At 54.2% G+C, this 20993-nt stretch carries 4 protein-coding genes; all 4 read left to right on the top strand.

Translation table 11 applies throughout. The features are described from left to right. Nucleotides 1-669: 669 nt before the first annotated feature. From AB9P05_RS02905 to AB9P05_RS02890, 4 genes are read left to right on the top strand one after another with little or no spacing between them, the layout of a single operon-like run. Entirely contained in the window at nt 670-7212 is a 6543-nt protein-coding gene (locus tag AB9P05_RS02905) for an SDR family NAD(P)-dependent oxidoreductase (RefSeq protein ID WP_371907313.1), read from the top strand. A gap of 20 nt (nt 7213-7232) precedes the next feature. Next, a complete protein-coding gene (locus AB9P05_RS02900) occupies nt 7233-13142 on the top strand; it encodes a type I polyketide synthase (protein WP_371907312.1) in 5910 nt (1969 codons plus the stop codon). Continuing rightward, on the top strand, nt 13142-17629 hold the full coding sequence (locus AB9P05_RS02895) for an SDR family NAD(P)-dependent oxidoreductase (protein ID WP_371907311.1): 4488 nt from the start codon (nt 13142-13144) through the stop codon (nt 17627-17629). The genes AB9P05_RS02900 and AB9P05_RS02895 overlap by 1 nt, the downstream gene beginning before the upstream one ends. Nucleotides 17630-17658: 29 nt before the next feature. Beyond that, on the top strand, nt 17659-20913 hold the full coding sequence (locus tag AB9P05_RS02890; protein ID WP_371907310.1) for an amino acid adenylation domain-containing protein: 3255 nt from the start codon (nt 17659-17661) through the stop codon (nt 20911-20913). Nucleotides 20914-20993 lie beyond the last annotated feature (80 nt).

The following is a 20993-nucleotide window of genomic DNA, read 5'->3' as shown; positions in this document are numbered from 1 at the left end:
CCATCAATCTGCCGACTGATGGGGAATGGCTAATATCTATTTTTTAGCTACTTACATCTACCGCCTAAACCTTCCTATATGATCTCCTCATTGTGCCTTCCCCATCAAAAGTTGAAAATGCCAGTCATGTACGTCCTGTAGAGACGCCATTCATCGCGTCTCCTTACCTCCCGAAACAAATAAAGAACAGGCACCTAACCACAGAAAGGTCGCCTCAAATTTACCGCCCCATTTCCACATGGCAGCCCCAAAATTCCTTTTCCCTATAAGCCCAGCCACCTTCTTACCCTATGGCAAAAGTTATGCGATTATTGAATAAATGGAATGGTGTTATAACGTTAAATACAATGAATCCTATTTTCGGTTGACGCAGGCTTTTGTAATCTATTCCCTGCCAGTAGGTTGTGAAATCGTGTAGTGACATATACGAGTAAAGCAGTATTTTTATTTATTAATTAGATTAAACTTTCTTTCACCATCTAAATAAAAATATTTGTTTTTTGAATTTTGAAATAATTGGTTTATAGGTGTTTACCCTCATTTTTTAGCCCGCCAGTGATAGTATTACCTGATTATTAAGTTTATGGTTTTTCATCATCTAACAGCTTTGCTATGAGGTAAGAAAAGTGTTTCTTTGCAGCCGAAAAACTAAACACCCCCTGCTTGCTCATGAAGATTGATAATTTTCATTTCTGTCTGGAAAGGCAGTGTAATGAAAAATCAAATACGACAGCTTTTGTCTTTCTGGAAGATGGAGAAAATGAAAAAATATCTATCACGTTTGATGGATTAGGCGCTAAGGCTAAGATTTTCTCGGGTTACTTCCGCAAAAACTTCATTGCAGACGACCGGGTCATCCTGCTCCTGCCTAATGACCTCACCTTCATTTACGCTGTAATGGGCGCGCTATATGCGGGTGTCATTTCCATTCCCCTGCACCCCATCAATAATGCCCGTACCCTCAGCAAATGCCTTCACGTCGTAGAAGATGCAGGTACCACCCGTATCCTTACTAATAAGAAGATACACCGGGCCATCATGCGTAAGTATGGCAATGAGTTAGGCCATATTGACTTTATATTTATTGAAGATATCGGAGAGGAAAATGCCGCTCACCATGAGCTGGTGGCCTATGACCCCCAAAAGGTAGCTTTCCTGCAATATACCTCCGGCTCCACCAGTAATCCCAAGGGCGTGCGCGTGACCCACCGCAGCCTGCTCGCCAACCTGCAGGCCATCCGCGACAGCTTCAGCATTACCCAGGATGAGGTCATCCTGAGTTGGCTGCCCTTCTTCCATGACATGGGCATCATCGCCATTGTGTTCCAGACCATATTCAATGGCAACAAATGCGTGCTCTTTCCCCCCATGGCCTTTGTGCAGAACCCACTGCGCTGGGTGCGGGCCATAGATAAGTACCGCGCTACCATGTCCGGCGCCCCCAACTTTGCCTATGCCCTTTGTGCCGAGCGTATACAGGCCAGGGATGAAGCACTCGACCTCAGTTGCTGGAAACAGGCCTTTTGCGGAGCCGAACCCGTAAAGGTAGATACCTACCAGGCCTTTTGTCAGGCCTTTAAAGATCATGGCTTTCAGCCCGGCGCTTTCTATCCCGGTTACGGGATGGCCGAAGCCACCCTGCTCATCAGTGGCGGCGAGAGGGGTGCCGTGCCCCGTATCATCCATGCAGACCAGGAATTGCTAAAGCGTAATCAGGTAGCAGATGTCGAGGGTGGCGTGCCCGTTATCAGTTGCGGCGTAAGCGTGGCCGGACACGAAATACGTATCATAAACCGCGATACCCTCACCGAATGCGCCGAAAATGAGATTGGAGAGATATGGTTTCGCGGTCCCAGTATGGCAGACGGATACTGGAACCGTGACTCGGAGAATACTTTTAACGCAGGGATTAAAGGCGAGGAGCAAGGCTTCCTGCGCACCGGTGACCTCGGTTTCCTCAACGGCGGCGAACTCTTTGTCACCGGCCGCTGCAAAGAACTCATCATTATCAACGGCCTTAACTACTTCCCCAAGGACATTGAGGAGCTCGTAGAAAGCAGGGAGACCCGGCTACGTGAAAACTGCACCGCTGCTTTTGAAATCACCATTGACGGTGAAAAGCAACTGGCCTTTATGGCCGAAGTGCGCAAAGAAGCCATCGACACCGATTTTGAAGAGCTTACCGTAAGCCTGCGAACCATCATTTCGCAGGAAATAGGCCTCAATGCCGGCTACATCGGTATCCTTTCCACAGGGCATCTGCCCAAAACCACCAGCGGCAAGATACAGCGTAACCTGTATGCCCAACTCATTGCTCAGGAAGATCATGACCTCAAGTTTCTCTACGAATGGAAGACCAGTATTCAACCTGCGGATGAAAACATCACAGTGGCCGATAAGGCAACTTATCACTCCTTTACCGGCTGGCTAAAGGCTCGTGTAGCCGCTGTGCTCAGGGTGCCTGAAAACCAGGTAAAAACTGATGAGGTACTTAATCGCTATGGCATGACCTCCATCACCGCCGTAGGCCTTTCAGGAGAGATAAGCGAGTACCTCGGCCGCAGCGTATCGCCCACCCTGTTTTACAATCACCCCACCATAGACGCCATCGCGCGGTACCTGCTCGGCTATGAAGAAAAAGCTATAGAGGCTACCACCCGGATGGCCATTGATAAGGAAGATATAGCCATAGTCGGCATTGGGCTTAACTTCCCCGCCAGCAGCACCCCCAAAGCCTTCTGGGAAATGCTCTGCAAGGGCGAAAGCGGCATCCGGCCTATGCCCGAAGCCAGAAAAGCCCTGCACGATACCTGCCGAAATGCCGGATACCTGGATAGAGTGGACGGTTTTGATGCGCCTTTCTTCAATATTTCTGCCCGCGAGGCCGGGCAGATGGATCCCCAGCAGCGACTGCTCCTGCAGACTGCCTACCATGCCCTGGAAGATGCGCGCCTTAGTCTGGGAAAAGTAAAAGACAGCCGCACCGGCGTATTTGTCGGTATTGGCAATAACGACTACAACCGTGGCTTTGACAAGGCTAACCTGAATGCCTACACGGGTACCGGCAGCGCTTTTAGTATCGCTGCTAATCGCCTGTCCTACCTGTTCGACCTTAAAGGCCCCAGCCTGTCCGTAGATACCGCCTGCTCCTCCTCACTCGTAGCCGCCCACCTGGGCGTAAACAGCCTGCAGAACAGGGAGAGCGATATGGCCATGGTAGCAGGAGTAAACCTGCTGCTGGACAACTCGCTAGATACCGTCTTTACCGAAGCCGGTATGCTCTCCCCCGATCATCAGTGTAAGACCTTTGACGCAGAGGCCAACGGCTACGTTCGTGGAGAAGGCTGCGGCGTCGTACTGCTGAAGCGCCTCAGCGATGCACAGCGGGATGGCAACCACATTTATGCCCTCATTAAAGGCAGTGCCATTAACCAGGACGGTACTACCAATGGCATTACCGCCCCCAATGGCCTCTCACAGCAGGCCGTGATCCGGGAGGCAGCCGCCCGTGCCGGTGTAGACCCTGGCGACCTGAGCTACATAGAAACCCACGGTACCGGCACTAGCCTGGGCGACCCGATAGAAGTAAATGCCCTTAGCTCCTTAAGAAAAGATAGCGCGCGCCCCTGTCACCTGGGTGCAGTCAAGGCCAATATCGGCCACCTCGAGTTCGCCGCAGGCGTAGCCGGGCTCATCAAGACCACCCTCTGCCTGCAGCACAAAAAACTACCCGGCAACCGCAACCTCCATACCCTTAATCCACTGATGGAGATAGACAGCGAAAAGCTGTTGCTGAATAGAGAAACCATTGATTGGAAGCCTGCACAAGGGCCGCGCCGTGCAGGCGTCAGCTCCTTTGGCTTTGGCGGAACCAATGCACACATCATCCTCGAAGAAGCCCCTGCCGCAAAAGCAATGCAGGAGAAGGAAGACGACGGTAAAGCTGTTTCTCTACTCACCCTCTCAGCCCGTTCTGCCGGGTCACTTGAGGCCATGAAAACCGCCTACGCTACTTTGCTGGCGAACGAAAATGCACCCCTGGCCGCAATTTGCCAGGCAGCTAACCTGAGCCGCAGCCAATTTACCCACCGCTGGGCCGGTAGTGGCTACAATGCAGCCGAACTGGTAGAAAAGCTAGAGGCACCCGCCACAGGAAATATTGCAGGAGAGTCAAAAACTGCCTTCCTGTACACCGGTCAGGGCAGTCAGTACCTCGGTATGGGACAACTCCTGTATCAGCAATACCCCGTATACCAGGAAGTCGTAGACCATTGCGCCAACTACCTGCAGAAAGAGCATGCGTATAACCTCATAGGCATACTAACCACGGCCAGCGATCAGGAGGTCAATAATACCCACCATGCGCAGATAACCCTATTTGTGCTGGAGTATGCCCTCAGCCGTTTGCTCCTCTCATTTGGCGTGCGCCCCCATGTACTTATGGGCCACAGTATCGGCGAGTATGCCGCAGCCTGTATCGCCGGCGTTTTCAGCCTCGAAGATGCCCTGAACCTCGTATACCACCGGGGCAAGTTTATGGACGAAGCCCCCGGCCACGGCGTAATGTACAGTGTGGCCGCTACGTTGGAAGAGGTAAAGGCAGAGCTTATCGGAGAACCTGCCATCTCCGTAGCCGCCCATAATGGTACCCGCCAGGTCGTGCTATCCGGTGAGCAGGAAGCCCTGCAAAAGCTGGCCGCAAAGCTGGAGACACTGGGTACGAAAGTGACCCAACTAAAGGTCAGCCATGCCTTCCACTCCCACCTGATGGAGCCTGCTGCTGAGAGATTCCATGCCGTGGCCCAAAAGCTAAGCTATCACAAGCCTCTTTACCCTATCGTATCTACCGTAACAGGCCGCCAGGTACAGGACGAAATGCAATCTCCCGGCTATTGGAGTCGCCAGATTCGAGAGAGCGTAAACTTTGTCGGTGGAGCAGAAACCCTTCGGGAGATGGGCACCAATGTATTTGTTGAAGTTGGTCCCAAAGCCGTCCTGCTACCCATGATAGCCCGGCTGTTCCCTGATCAGCCTAAAGAAATTATCCCCTGCCTGCGCAGCATAGCCACAGAGGAGAGTGATTTTACCACTGCCATAGGTAAACTGTATGAAACAGGCCAGCCCATTAATTGGGAGGCCTATTATGGCACTACCCCCTCTCGTCATGTATCATTGCCGCTTTATCCCTTCAACGAGTCTTCCTATTGGCTCAAAAAGCCAGGCATGGCCTTCTCCGGAGATACAGAGGCACTGCTGGCAAGCCTGGAAGCACAGGGAGCGTTTACTCCTGAAGAAAAGGCCCTATTGCCGAGCCTATTGAAGAAAATCCAGGCCCTGTCTGGTAATCAACCCGCTGAAGATGACAGCATGTTGTATACAGCCAACTGGCAGCCTGCACCTGCTCGTGAGCTAAGCACCGCAGCCCCTCCGAATGAGCAGTGGCTTGTCATAGGCGATGCCGTAGACCCGGCCCTTTTGCTCGCCCTTTTCCGCAGAAATGAGAGGGTCGACACCATAAGTCTAAACGAATTTGTAGCCGTAGATCACGACACCACCTACCAGCGCTGGCAGCAGCTACTGGCACAGAAAGTTTCCGGTAATATACCACTCAGGTTTATCCTTACCCTGAGCGATGAGGCCGTGCGTGAAAGGGCAGAATGGCACCAGGCGATGTTCCTGAGCCTCTCCGCCATGACCCGGAGTTTGGACGAAAACCCCCAATACAAAGCCGTAGTGGTAACAAAGAGAGCTGTTATGGTGGAGGGGACAGAAGTTCACCAGGCCTACAGCCAGCTTTGGGGAGCAACCAAAGCCCTTTGCCTTGATTATCCACAGCAGTTTGCCGGTATTATCGACTACCAGCAAGCTAATAAGCAGGTTTTACCCCAACTGGTAGAAGATATTTGCAGCCCTGTAAAAGGCGAGCCATTCATCTCTTTCCAAGGCGAGCAGCGCCACCTCTACCGTATAGAAAAAGCACATTCCCTAACGGAAGAGCCCTTTAAAACGAACGGTGCCTATCTTATTTCAGGGGGTCTTGGTTCCCTCGGGCAGCACCTGGCCGTCTGGCTTTCACAAGCCGGGGCCAGCCACATTGTACTCCTTACCCGCAGGCAGGATGCGCTAATACCCCAACGCCTCAAAAATCACCTCGCCGCCGGTGCTACTGTTCAGGTAGCCACCTGCGATGTGCGAAGTGAAGAAGACGTACGCCACCTGGCCCAAAGCCTGGGGGAAGAAGGGGTCACCATCCGCGGCATAGTCCACGCAGCCGGTGTCGCTGCCGAGCTGACTCCCCCGGAGACTTCAGCAGAAGCCATTCAGAACATTGTAGACACTAAAGTACTCGGTGCTCAGTACCTGGATCGCTATTTTGGGGAAAAGGCCGGGCTGCAACTTCACTTTTCATCCATAGCCGCCATATGGGGCAGTGCCAGGCAGATGCTTTACAGCGCCGCAAACCAGGCCCTCGATGCCTTCTGCCATAACCTCCGTCTACAGGGCAAAAAAGCCATTGCCATTAATTGGGGCCCCTGGGCCGGCAGCCAGATGGTAGCCGGTGAGTTTGAAGAGAAAATGGCCAAAAGCGGCATTACCCCGCTACAGCCTGAAGCGGCCCTGGACAGACTTGGTAAAATCATCACCGCGGACCTGCCGGGTGCCATAGTCGTAGAGGCTGATTGGGAACGATTTGCCGATGTATACGCCAGCAGCCGTTCATTTAATCTCTTCAATGGGGTACTACAGGCCCCGGTAACTAATAAGGAAGGTCGGGAAGAAGTGAAGCAGGGAAATGCCCTTCGAAAGGAGCTGGCTGCCCTGAACTTTGAGGCAGACAGAAAGGCCCACCTCAGCACCATGCTACAGGAAATGGTACAGACCATTCTCGGCCACCGTGGCGGTTCCCTGCCCCCTGTACAGACCGGCTTCTTTGAGTTGGGGCTCGACTCCCTCATGTCCGTAGAGCTTAAAAATAAGCTGCAAAACCACACCGGACTTAAGCTCCCCAATACCCTGCTGTTTGAGCAGGCCAATATTACCGAACTGGCCGCCTACCTGGCTTCAGAACTGAGTGACGCAGAGGAGACAACCACTGTTTTGCAGGCTGTCCCCCCCCAAACACAGGATAATGTAACGGATACCGGAGAGTTTGATCACCTCTCTGAAGATGAACTGGCCCGCCTGCTGGCCGATGAACTGAGCGAAAACTAATAACACCCAGCCTGTCAGTAATGGAGAAGACCGATAACAAAGCAATCATCAAAAAAGCCCTGATTGAGATCAGGAAGCTGAAAGCCGAACTACAGGGCTACCGCCAGGCCGAACAGGAGGCTGTGGCGATCGTAGGCATGGGCTGCCGCTTTCCCGGCGGAATAGATAGCCCTGAAGCGTTCTGGCAGTTTCTGAGCGAAGGCAAAGACGGCGTAAACCTCGTGCCCGGCGAGCGGTGGAGCAGCGAGCGATACTTCGACCCCAGTCCCGCAGCCGGTAAAATCTATACAGACCAGGGCGGTTTTGTAGACAGTATCGACCGTTTTGACCCTGTCTTTTTCGGGATTTCGCCCCGTGAGGCTACCTACATAGACCCACAGCACCGCATGCTCCTTGAAACAGCCTGGCAGGCCCTGGAAAATGCCGGTATTCCCGTTGACCGTGAGCACGACCCGCACCGCACCGGCGTGTTCGTAGGCCTTACCACCAGTGACTACCTCAGTGACATACTCGAGCGCCACGGTAGTGAGAAGATCAATGCCTTCTATGGCGTAGGCAACGCCCACAACGCCGCCTCCGGGCGTATCTCCCATACCTTTGGCTTTGCCGGTCCTTCCATCACCGTCGATACCGCCTGCTCCTCCTCCCTTACCTCCGTACACCTGGCCGCTCAGGCCCTGCTAAACGGCGACTGCGGGCTGGCTCTCGCAGGAGGTGTCAATGCCCTCATCAACCCCACCAACTCCATTGTCACCGCCCAGGCCAGCATGCTTTCCCCCGAAGGCCGCTGCAAAACCTTTGACGACGCTGCCGATGGCTATATCCGTAGCGAAGGCTGCGGCGTAGTCGTACTTAAGCGCCTGAGTGATGCACAACGTGACGGCAATACCGTATTGGCCGTGATTAAAGGCAGCCAGGTAAACCACAATGCCACCAGCAGCTCCATCACCGTACCCAACATGAAGGCCCAGGCTGCCCTTATCAGTGATGTGCTGACCAAAAGTGGCGTGAAAGCCGAAGAGGTCGGCTACATCGAGTGCCACGGTACCGGCACCAATCTCGGCGATCCCATAGAGCTAAGAGCCTTGCAGGCCGTATTCGGCAACAGCCACAGCACCGCCGAGCCACTCTACATCGGCGCCGTAAAGTCCAATATCGGTCATGCAGAATCTGCCGCCGGTGTCGCCGGGCTAATCAAAACCGTAATGGCTTTGCAGAAAGGACGTATTCCCGGCAACCTGCACTTTAGCACCCCCAACAAAAATATTGACTGGGAAGGGCTGCCCTTCCGCGTCGTTACTGCCGAAACAGAGTGGAACGCCCGAACCGACAGGCGCTATGCAGGCGTCAGCTCCTTTGGCGTATCCGGCACCAATGCCCATATCCTGCTGGCCGAAGCAACAGAAGTGCACACAGATGCACCCGTAGTTCCCGGTTACGTTTTTGCCCTATCGGCTAAAACCCCCGAGGCCCTGCAGCAACTCAAACAGCAGTACGCCGACTACCTTACAGCGCACCCCCACACCTCCCTGCATGACCTTTGCCTCAGTACCACCAAAGGCCGCAGCCAGTTTGCTTACCGGTCAGCCGCTCGCGTCAATAGCTTGGAAGAAGTCCGGCACTTCCTGCAGCAGGAAAGTCCTTCTAACGAAAAGAAAGATCAATCTCTTTCACTGCATCTTACCGGAAGCCAGGCAGAGGTTAGTAAGACAGCAGGAAACCTTTTTAGCCGGTCAAAGGCTTTCCGGGAGATTGTGAAGGCCATGGAACCACCCGTAAAGGCGCGTTTTGCCCGTTCTTTCACAGAAAAGATACAAGACAACCAGGCCTGGCAACCTGTCGACACGTTTTGCGCCACCCTGGCCCTGGTCCGGTACTATCGGCAGATCGGTATTAGCCCTGCCAGCTTGCAGGCAGAAGGCTTTCACCTGCTGGCCGCCGCCTGCTTTGCCGGTGTCTTTAGCCTGGAAGAAGCCCTCGACTTCCTGGAAAGCGACGGTACCACGGCACCGCTCCTGCGAAAGCCTTCGCTCCCTGTTCGTAAAGGAGCAGAAGCCCGCCTCCTTACTGACGAGTTGATGTCAGTAAGCTTCTGGAAGAAAGTAATCAGCGAAGAGGTTACAGAAGCGGTAAACTCATCTCCTGCACATGGCCTCACCTTCTCCCTTACCGGCGAAGATATCTATACCCGTCTGGCGGAATTGTATGAATCCGGCTTTACCATAAACTGGCAGACCATTTACCAGGAGCCACACCGTCAACTGGCCCTGCCTAACTACCCTTTTGCCCGCGAGCGCTATTGGCTCGACGGCCGCACAGTATCCGTTAATGCAGAAGAAACACCCATTCACCCATACTGCGACGCCGTTTTACCCTATGCGAAGAGCCAGGGTACAACATTGATAAAGAATCGCCTGAACGCTGACCAGATACAAGACCACAGCATTCAGGGAAAAGTGACCGTGCCCGGTGCGGCCTATGTGGAGCTACTACTTGCAGCCGCCCGTACGGAACACGCAGAGGGCCCTGTACAGCTAAAAAACATCTCCTTTTCAGATACCTATACTGTTCCCAAAGACCAGGACGCCGGTCTCCAATCAGTTTGTGAGCAAAAAGACGGAGCCACCCAGGTTTCCATATACTACCCCGGCCCCCGGAGCTATAAGTTATGTGCCAGCGGGCAGATAGATAAACTATCAGAAATCACAACCACGGGTTTCGATTCCACTCGCCTTCAACTTTCAGGTAAACGATATGAGGGCACAGCCCTTTATGAAAAACTAGCCGGATTTGGTTACCACTACGGACCCCTGTACCAGGGCATAAAATCCTTTACCTGTGGCAGCGATGAAGTCAGCGGTAGCATAGAGGCCCCCGAAAGCCTGCTTCCGGAGTACGACCGCTATGCCTTCCACCCCGCTATGCTGGATGCCTGTCTCCAACTGGCCGGCGCCAGCCTGCTGCAGCAAGCCGATAGCGAAACCTTTGTCCCCGTCTTCATCGGTAATCTCCAACTGATGCGCAGCGTGCCTCCCCGCCTGAAAGTGCATGCCGAACTACGTCGAAACGGGCAGAACAGCACATTGTCCGCCATTTATCACATCTATAGTGAGGAAAATGAACCCCTCGCCCTCATAGACAATGTCATTTTCCGGAAACTGGAACAGAAGACGCCTGCCGCCGACCGCAGCAAGCTATACCGCAGAGGCTGGGAAGTACTACCCGGCAAGGCATTTGGCAGCAAAAAGAATACGGAGACGGCCCTGCTCATCAACGCCGGAAACCCGGCCGATAGCCCCCTCCGTCAGGCACTCGAAAACGAAGGCCTGGAATACCTGGAGGCTGTACACAGTACATATAATGCAGCTTTCGGAGAGTCCATTTACCCCGTGAACCTGCTGGACGAGTCCGTCTGCCATGAGTTCATCGCCAGCGCCGGAAATATCGACCAGGTAATGCTGGATCTCAGTACCCTGGACACGACCGGAGCGGAAGGAGCTCAGCAGGCCACTACCATGCTGCTCACCCTGACCAAATGCCTGCTCAAAAACAGTGGTAAGCACCTGCCTGCCCTCAGCCTCGTAGTACATACCGGTGAAAACCACCCAGGCACAAGCGGGCTTTACGGCCTCACCGCCGTACTTAATCAGGAGGAGCCGCGCCTCAAAGCGCAGGTTATTGGTATAGACCGAAATGAACCGAACTACCTCAACCTCCAGAAGGCCCTGTGCTACGAAACAGAAGAAGAACGCCTGCTACTGGCCGATGACGTAATCTACGGGCAACGACTACAGGCTACCAAAGCACCTGAAGAAAACCTGCAAAGTAACTACAAGCTCAAGATAGACGAGCCGGGCGCCTTCAGTGACCTGTACCTGCAGTCCTTTAACCCCGCAAAGCCCGGCCCCGATGAGGTCGCTATGCGCGTAGTGGCTTCCGGCGTCAATTTCAAAGAAGTTCTCTACGCCCTCGGTGCCCTGCCCATGCCTAAGGAGGAAGACAATACCTTCGAATTCGGCTTTGAGTGCGCTGGTATCGTCACTGCAGTGGGGGATAATGTAAAAGATATTAAAGCAGGTGATGAGGTAATCGGAGCCATTGCCCCCGGTAGCATTGGCAGCCATACCATCGTTCACAAAGACTTTGTGTTCCAAAAGCCTGAAACCCTTTCCTTTGAGGAAGCCGCCACCCTGCCTATTGTATTCATTACCGCTTGGTACGCACTGGTGGACCTGGCAAAGATAGACCAGGATAGCCGTGTGCTGATTCATGCCGCCGCCGGTGGCGTGGGCCTCTCCGCCTTGCAGGTAGCCCAACTGGCCGGAGCCGAAATATTCGGTACCGCCAGCCAGCCCAAGCACCACATCCTGCGGACCAAAGGCGTGGAGCACATCTACAACTCCCGCACACTCCATTTTGCCGAAGAGATCAAAGCCGATACAAATGGTAAGGGCGTTAGTGTAGTGCTTAACAGCCTTTCCGGGGACTTTATGTTCAAAAGCCTTGACCTGCTGGAGCAGGGAGGTTGCTTCCTGGAAATAGGCAAGGTAACGCAGGACACAATAAACAAAATAAAGAGGCTGCGTCCCGATGTCCGTTACTTCAATTTTGACATTGGTGAAATAGCCCAGGTAGATCCCCAACTCATTCGCGGCGTATTCCAGGCTGTACTGGACCGGATGGCTAAAGGGGAACTAAAGGCCATTCCGCATACAGACTGGCCCATAACAGAAGCAGAAAAGGCATTTGCCCATTTTGCCAAAGGAAAGAATATAGGAAAAGTGGTGCTGACCCACCACCAGCACCCTGAAGTGCCGCTCTTCTTCCCCTATGAAGACTACCTGGTAACAGGAGGAAACGGAGGACTGGGTAGCCAGCTCCTGCAGTGGATGTTCGACCAGGGCGCACGCCGCTTTGTAGTCATGAGTCGCAGCGGCAAACCGGAGGAAAACCCGGTACATCAGAAGCTGCTTGCCGATGGAGCCCGTATCACCTACCTGTCGGCAGATGTGGCCGACGAGAGGTCCGTAAAAGCCGCTTTTGATACACTGAAAGGGGAGGGGTATAACCTGCGCGGCATCTTCCATACCGCCGGTCTGCTGGACGACCACCTGCTCCTGCAGCAGGAGGCCGAAGCCATGGCGAAAGTAATGGCGCCTAAAGTTAAAGGCGCCTGGTTGCTCAACCACTATGCAGAGCCTTTTGCCCTGCGCCACTTCGTATGCTTCTCCTCCATTGCCGCCCTCATAGGACGCCCAGGCCAGTTTGCCTATGCCGCAGCCAATGCCGCCATGGATAGCCTCGTGGCCTGGAGACGTGAGCAGGGGCAACCCGCTACTACACTCAACTGGGGCCCGTTTGCCGGTCATGGCATGGCGAGAGACCTGGATATGAAAGGCAGCAGCATCCGCAAACTGAATGTGGCAGAAGACTTCAGCGCCATAGAAATCGCCCTGCGGGAAGACCATCAGCAGCTTGCTATAGCTGACGCAGATTGGGAAGGCCTGAGCCGTGAAGTGCCATACTACGGACGCACCCCCATGCTGGATCATGTGCGTACGCGGGCTGCGGCCCCGGCTAAGAAGCAGGCATTGAGCACTCCTGCTGCGGATGATCTCCCCGCCATCATTCGCCGGACCATCCGCCACGTGTTGGGCCTATCCGAGCACCACAACGTAGACCCTTCCCGTTCCCTGTTCGACTACGGGCTGGACTCACTGATGGCCGTAGAGCTCAAAAACAAGATAGAGAAGCTGACCGGTGAGGACATCGGCCCAGGCTTCCTCTTCAACTACTCCACCATGGAAGCCATAGCAGGCTACTTTGATAAGAGCCCTGGGGCCCCTGTTGCTGAAACAGAAAAGAAAGAAGAAGACATGACAGCCGAGGAACTGTCGAAACTATTGGACGAAGAACTAAACAGCCTGTGATGAGTGCGGACATAGCTTATTGGAAAGACCAGATACAGCGTAGCCTGAAGGCCATCAGGAAGCTGAAAGAAGAAAATGCACGGCTGAAAGAAGGCGGAGCATCTGACCGCGAGCCTATCGCCGTAGTCGGGATGAGCTGTAAACTGCCCTATGCAAACGACACGCTCTCTGACTTTTGGAAGGCACTGACCGAAGGCAAAGACCTGACCAGTGACATCCCCGCAGACCGCTGGGATACGGCCCGCTACCATGACCCCGACCCGACGCGTGAAGACACCTATTACGTCAATCGGGGCGGCGTGCTCGCCCGGAACCACAAGGTTTTTGATCCTGCCTTCTTTAATATTTCTCCCACTGAGGCCAAATACATGGATCCGCAGCAGCGGCTCTTGCTGGAGGCAGCCTGGGAGGCTTTTGAGAATGCCAGTATAGCTCCGTCTACCTATGATAAAAGCGAGACCGGCGTATTCATAGGTACCGCAGCCTTTGATAATGCCATCCGCCTCCACCAGTCCCACGCACCTGTAAGTGCCTACACCGGCACAGGCAATACCCTGAGCGGGGGAGCAGGCCGTATCGCCCACTTCTTCGGTTTCAATGGGCCCGTGCTGTCCACCGATACCGCCTGCTCTTCTTCCCTGGTCGCCCTGCACCAGGCCTGCCGCAGCCTGCAGAACAGCGAATGCAGCGCCGCCCTCGTCGGGGGCGTAAACATGCTCCTGTCGCCGGAGATCATGGTCAACTTCTGCCAGGCCAATATGCTCGCCCCCGATGGCCGCTGCAAGACCTTTGATGAGTCTGCAGACGGATATACCCGCGGAGAAGGAGTCGGCATGGTCATCCTGAAGCCCCTTTCACAAGCGATAAAAGACGGAAACCCTGTCTACGGCATCATCCGTGGTACCGCTATCAACCATGATGGCCGGGCCGGAGGCCTCACCGTGCCTAACGGACTCGCCCAGCAGGCCGTAATTGAAAAAGCCCTGAAGGACGCCAAACTCAAGCCCGCCCAGGTAGGCTACGTCGAGTGTCATGGTACCGGCACCAGCCTCGGTGACCCCATCGAGTTCGAGGCCATCGCCAATGTGTATGGCAAGCGCCCTGCGGATAACACCTTATTCATAGGCTCCCTCAAAACCAACATTGGCCACCTGGAAGCCGCCGCAGGCATTGCCGGACTTATCAAGACCCTGCTCTGCTTGAAAAACCGAAGCCTCGTACCTCACCTGCACGTACAGGAGCCCAGCAGCCACATTCCCTGGCGAAAATATCCCCAGATCCAACTGATACAGGAAAATGCCGGTTGGCAACCCACTCCGGGTGAGTCGCTACGTAGGGCGGCCATCAGCTCATTCGGATTTACCGGTAGCAATGCCCACGTCATTGTAGAAGAGTATGTGGCCGCTGAGGTGAAGGCAACACCGGAACTTACAGAACAGGCCGTGCTGACGATATCGGCCAAATCTGCCTCAGCGCTGAATGACCTGAAGAAAAAATACATTGACTGGCTGCCTGGTTCAGAAGCCCCCCTGCATGCCATCGCCCACAGCAGCCAAAGCGGTCGCGAGCATTTTGCCTACCGTATAGCTGTAGCAGGTAGCAGTAAGGAAGAATGGCTGGAACAGCTTGCCGGTGCCGAAGAGGAACAAACCGAAACCCCTCAGCCAAAGGTAGCCTTTCTCTTTACCGGTCAGGGAGCGCAGTACCACGGTATGGGAGCTACCTTGTATAAAGAGAACGCCTTCTTCCGTGAAAAAATAGAGGAGTGCGCCCGCCTCCTGGAAGGCAAGCTGCCTGTAGCGCTTACTAGTCTCCTCTTTGATGAAGCCCCTGCGGAAGAGCTCCACCAGACCCGCTACGCACAGCCTGCGCTATTCGCCATCGAGTATGCCACCGCTTCCCTGTGGATGCACCTTGGCGTACAGCCAGATGTATTGCTGGGACATAGCATAGGAGAGCTGCCTGCAGCCTGCCTGGCCGGTGTCTTCTCCCTGGAAGATGCCCTGACCCTCGTAGCTGAGCGCGGCAGGCTTATGCACGAAGCCCCCGGCGATGGGGTAATGTACAGCGTGGAAATGCCTGGTAATGAACTGGAAGCCTTGGTTGCCCATGAGCCTATGGCAAGTGTGGCTGCACAAAACACTCCGGTACAAAGCGTACTTTCAGGACAGCGGGAAGCTGTAGACAAGATCGTAAGCGAGTTGCAGGCAAAAGGCATCCATACCAAAGCCCTCAAAGTGTCGCACGCCTTCCATTCCCCCTTAATGCAGGAGGCAAAAGAACGCTTTTACGCCCTGCTGAAGACTATAAAATTCACTCAGCCTGCTATACCTGTCATCTCTAACCTGACCGGTAAAGTGCTGAGCCAGGAGCTGGCCACGCCGGAATACTGGGCGGAGCAGATTGTGAACCCGGTACGCTTTGCTGATTGTATTGAGGCACTGCCGCGGCAGGAAATTACCTGCTGCCTGGAAGTTGGCCCTAACCCCGTGCTCCTTTCCTTTATTGGCAATACCCTGGAGGAAGCCCCCGCCGCTGTGCCTACCCTGCGCCGCGTGCAGGATGCCGGGCATAGCTTTGCCAAAGCCCTTGCCAAACTTTACCAAGCAGGCGCTGACCTGCGTTGGGAGAACCTGCAGCCCGGATACCGCCCGGAACACGTACTGCTACCCAACTACGCCTGGCAGCACCAGGAATATTGGGTGGAAGGCACCTATCAACCTGCCATAAGCCACTCCGCTGAGCCCATCCCTGATGTATACCAAGAAGTGTGGCAGGAAGAGGAAGTGGCTCAAGCCACTGAAGTAAGCGCTCCGGTACACACAGTGCTGGCCGGATACCAGGCAGACGAAAGTGAGTACCTGAAAGCATTTCTTGAAAGGAAAGGCCAAAAGATTAGTCACCTGCAGATAGGCGAGGGACAGGAAGCCATCGGCCGCGTGCTGCAGGCAATAGAAGGCGATTTTAACCTCATCGTCTGCCCCACATCCACCACCGATAGTGAGGAGACAGAAGAAACAGGCTGGCAGTTTATAGCCCTTGTACAGGAGCTGGAACGGCAAAAGCTGATGCGCCGGATGAAAACCTGCGCGGTGGTGCTCCATGCTGAAGCAGACAGCCTGAGTGCCTCACAAAACGGTCTGATCACCCTGTCCCGCGTGCTGGAAAATGAGCTGGGCGCAGGAGGCTTCAGCCGGATCATACTGGAGGGGCAAATCGCTGACGACCTCCTTGAAAAAGCCTTTTCTGAAATGCTTAGCGGGCAGCGCGAAAGTACCGTCTCCCTGAAAGGAGAACAGCGTAAAGTACTGCGTCTGAAAAAGGAAACGGCTACTCTTACAGGTGCCTCAGACATTTTCTCCAGAGAGAAGAGCTACCTCATTACCGGCGGTACCGGTGCCCTTGGGGTAGAGTTGGTACGCTGGGCCGCCACACAGGGTGCCCGCCACATGGTACTCGTTTCCCGCTCTGGTAAACTGAAGGACGATAGCCTGCTTATCGAGATGCAAAAGGCCGGACTGCAGATTGAGATAGTAGCAGCCGACATAGCCGATCGCCAAGAGGTAGATTCCCTTTGCGCCAAATTTGGAAGCCGCTACCCGGCTCTGGGCGGCGTGTTTCACCTGGCAGGTGTGCTGGCAGATGCTACCATGACCAGCCTGAATGAAGAGGATTTCCGCCGGGTGTATCAGCCCAAAGCGGCGGGTGCCTGGCACCTGCACGAGGCGACAAGGTCACTCGATATTGACTATTTCGTGCAGTTCTCCTCTGTAGCGGCTGTGCTGGGTGCGCCGGGGCAGGTAAATTATGCCTTTGCCAATAGCGTAGCCGACAGCCTTACGCACCTGCGTGCAGCCGAAAACCTACCCTGCCTGACACTGAACTGGGGTCCATGGGCCGGTGCCGGTATGGCAGAAAGCTACAGCGGCCAGGAGCAGGTACTCTATAAGCACAGCGTAGAGGCAGGCTTCCGCGTAATGGCCGGGCTGATGACGGGAAAGAAAACAGGCCGCTACCTCATCGGAAAGTTTAACGAAACCCTGACCCGTGCACTCGACCTACCTCTTTTGCGTAGCCAAAACAGCGCTCAGACTCTGCCTGCCCTTGTAGGAACAGAAGCAACTGAAAGCCTCAGCCCTGACGGACTGAAAAGCATACTGGCAGGCGTGCTGGAAATACCCGCCAGTCAACTGGAAAACCATGTGCCGGTCATCAACTACGGATTTGATTCCTTGTTGGCACTTAAAACCAAGAATAAGATCTACCGCGACTACGGCATTGACCTAAATACGGAGGCATTCATGCGAAACCCAAGCATTGACGACCTCTACGCCATCATAAGCGAGCAGCAAGCCGGTAAACAGGCCGGTGTAGCCGAAACAGAGCAGCAGGAAGAAGTAGCTCCCATGAGTGCGGAGGAACAACTGGCCAACCTGGACAACATGACAGAAGAGGAGATAGACGCCCTGCTAAAATCAATGTCCTGATAAGAAAAGAAAGAGAAACACCTGGGAAAATGAGTACGGAAATAGAAAAGAAGAAAGAGCAACTACGGCAACTGCTAATGCTAAAGGCGCAGCAGGCAAAGAAACCCTTCGGCCTGTCGCAAGGGCAGAAATCGCTGTTGTTTTTGCAGATGAGCCAAAAGGACAGAGTGGACTATAACTCCGGTTTTGCCATCCGGATAGAAGGGGCCTTAGATGTGGAACTGTTCGGTACCTGCGTGAAGGAGCTCGGCCAGCGTCACGGTATTTTGCGCACCATTTTTTCCAGTGATAAAGACAAGGAGTACCAGCAAACAGGCGATCAGCCGCTGACATTGGAGGTGGTGGACTGCCCCGGTGCCTCGGAAGAGGAACTCGACAGGCTGGTAACAGAACGGTTGCAGACACCTTTTGATCTGGAGAATGGTCCTGTCGCACGTCCTGCTCTTTTCCGTATCAGCGAAAGTGAGCACGTATTCCTCTTTGCCCTTCACCATATTATATACGACGAGTGGACCAGCCGTATCCTGCTCATGGACCTGACCACCCTCTACCAGCGCCGCTTAAATGATCCGGCGTTTAAGCTGCCCCCGGTCAAAAACACCTTTGCCGAATATGTAAGCTGGCAGGAGCAGCAGATGGAAAAACCTGAGCTGGTTAACTTCTGGCAAAACTACCTGGAAAACCACGAAGAGGCCCAACTGGAACTGAACGGTGACCAGTTAATACAGGCACACGAGCTGAATGCATCGGGTGAGGTGATTCAGCTTCCCATCAATGAAAAGCTTATGAGCGGCCTGCGGCAACTATGCGCAGCGCAGGGAGCCACCATGTTCAATATGATGATCAGCCTCTTTGAGGTGGCCCTGAGCCGCTATGCCGGACAGGAGGAAATCATGATCGGTACCCCCGTGGCCGGCCGAAATAACCCCGACTTTCACCAGACAGCAGGCTACTTCGTGAACCTGATCCCCATGCGTACCCGTGTGGAAGGGGAGGAGCGCTTTAGCGATTTCCTGAAAAAGAATGTAGAGAACAACCGCCGCGTACTGGCCCACCAGGATTTTCCTTTCAATAAAATGGTGGAAATGACCAGCCGCCAGCGTAGCACAGCCCGTCATCCCCTCTTCAACATCGCCTTTACCTATTACAACCAAAAAAGGTTAAAAGACGAGTTACGCCAGTCAGTCAATATTATTGACGGACTGCAACTGTCCGAGTACGAGATACGCCAGCAGGAAGATGCCTACGACATAACTTTCGAAGTGAAGGAAATGGAGCACAGTGGCCAGGTAAAATTCAAGTACCGGACCGCCCGCTACACAGCCCCCTACATGGAAGGCTTTGCCAGCTACCTGCTTGGCTTAGTGGAAAAGGTAGTAGCCAACCCCGACCAATCTGTTTCTGACCTGGCGGCCTTCAACCCTGAAGTTCATGCCTTAGCCTCCGGCCCCGACCGGGAGCTTGGTGGTGCACAAACAGTATATGACGCATTCAGGAAAACAGCCGGTCAAAATGGTAGCAGCATGGCCCTGCGCCATGGCAACACCAGCCTGAGCTATGCCCAACTGGCTGAACACACAGAAAGGCTGACAGCCGCTTTGCAGCAAAAGCTGGGTAGCGAAAAACATGTAGGCTTGCTTGCCGGTACCGGCTTCCCCATGATTCAGGGAATGCTCAGCCTCCTGGCCCTCGGAAAAGCTTATGTGCCCCTGAAGACAGACCTGCCCGCCAGCCGCCAGGCCTGGATGCTGGAGAATGCAGGGGCCAGTGTAGTCCTCTGCGATCGTGCCCATAAGGAGCGCGCCGAATCACTGGGAGAAAACCTGACTGCATTGTGTATCGAAGACCTTTTGGAGACAGAAACCCCCGGCTTTGAGGCTCCTGCGATACAACCCGAAGACACCGCCTACCTCATGTACACCTCCGGCTCTACCGGTACGCCAAAAGGCGTAACTGTGGCCCACCGGTCCATACTGAACCTGGTGCAGCAGCAGGAAGAAATGCAGATAAACGCGGGCGATCGCGTGCCGCAGCTTTCTAATTACTCCTTTGACGGCAGCATATACGATATTTTCGGCTCCCTGCTGAATGGCGCCACCCTGCACCTTATCGATCAGGAAGTAATAGGCTCAGCCGATAGCCTGTTGCGGTATTTCAGTGAGCACCAAATCAATAAAGGCTTCTTTACCACTGCACTATTCAATAGCCTCGTAGACCTGGACGCGGCCCGCTACCTCTCTACCTTTGACAGGGTCTTGTTTGGTGGCGAGCAGGTATCTGTAAAGCACGTAAGCCAGGCCCTGAGGCAGGCAAAGCCTCATACGCTGCTACATGTGTACGGCCCTACGGAAACCACAACCTATGCCACGGCCTACCCCATTAAGGAAAGAGATACAGCGTCAAGAACCATCCCTATCGGTCGGCCCCTGGCGGGCGTGCACGTATCCATACGTATGCAGGATTTACAGCCTGCGCCCGTTGGTGTGACCGGAGAAATCTGCATCAGCGGTGCCGGACTCAGCAAAGGCTACCTGGGACACCCTGAGCTAACAGAAGAGAAGTTTGTGACCGACAGCCACGGCACCACTCTCTACAAAACCGGTGACTATGGCTATATGCTACCAGCCGGAGAGATCGTATTTGCCGGAAGAAAAGACCACCAGGTCAAAATGCGCGGATTCCGAATTGAACTTGGTGAAATAGAGGCCGCCCTGTATCGTATGGAAGGCGTGAAAAAGGCCATCGTGCTGGTAGAAAATGAAAACACCGACCGCAGCCGCCTGCTGGCCGCAGTGGAGGGGGATACGACCAGTCTTAAAGAAGAAGACATTCGCACCAGCCTGGCTGAGAACCTGCCCGATTATATGCTACCCGCCCGCATACTGGTATTTGATAATATGGCGCTTAATAAGAATGCAAAGATTGACCGAAATCTGCTGTGGGAAGCTATCAGGCAGCAGCTTAGCGGGGAAAGCCGCGAAAAAGTAGTGCCTGCTACGCCCGAAGAAACAGCCGTAGCCGCAATATGGAAAGAAGTGCTGGGTACAGAAAATATCGGTGTCACCGACTCCTTTTTCGAACTGGGCGGCAACTCCCTGCTTGCTATGCGGGTACTATCCCGGATTAAGCACGATAAAGCCATTGAGCTAAGCCCTAACGAGCTGTTCGACAGCCCAACGATCCGCGGCCTGTGTGAGGTGATGGCGAAAAAGAAACCGGCAGCCCCAGGCGGTCCGTCACGGATCAGACGCTCAAACCGCGACCAGTTTTTATTAAAGAAGTAAAGAAAGAAGAACCATACGTCATGCTATCCGGCGACAAAAACACCTTTGAAACAGAAGCCTGTAAAGGCGGAAAAACATTG

This window comes from Roseivirga sp. BDSF3-8 (assembly GCF_041449215.1).
Lineage (GTDB): Bacteria > Bacteroidota > Bacteroidia > Cytophagales > Cyclobacteriaceae > JBGNFV01.
The sequence above is the reverse complement of the archived record's forward strand: the minus strand, read 5'-3'. Positions and strand labels throughout refer to the sequence as shown.

Excerpts from the sequence above, each read along its gene's own strand:
- AB9P05_RS02905 (WP_371907313.1), top strand. The coding sequence starts at position 670 with ATGAAGATTGATAATTTTCATTTCTGTCTGGAAAGGCAGTGTAATGAA.
- AB9P05_RS02900 (WP_371907312.1), top strand. The coding sequence starts at position 7,233 with ATGGAGAAGACCGATAACAAAGCAATCATCAAAAAAGCCCTGATTGAG.
- AB9P05_RS02895 (WP_371907311.1), top strand. The coding sequence starts at position 13,142 with ATGAGTGCGGACATAGCTTATTGGAAAGACCAGATACAGCGTAGCCTG.
- AB9P05_RS02890 (WP_371907310.1), top strand. The coding sequence starts at position 17,659 with ATGAGTACGGAAATAGAAAAGAAGAAAGAGCAACTACGGCAACTGCTA.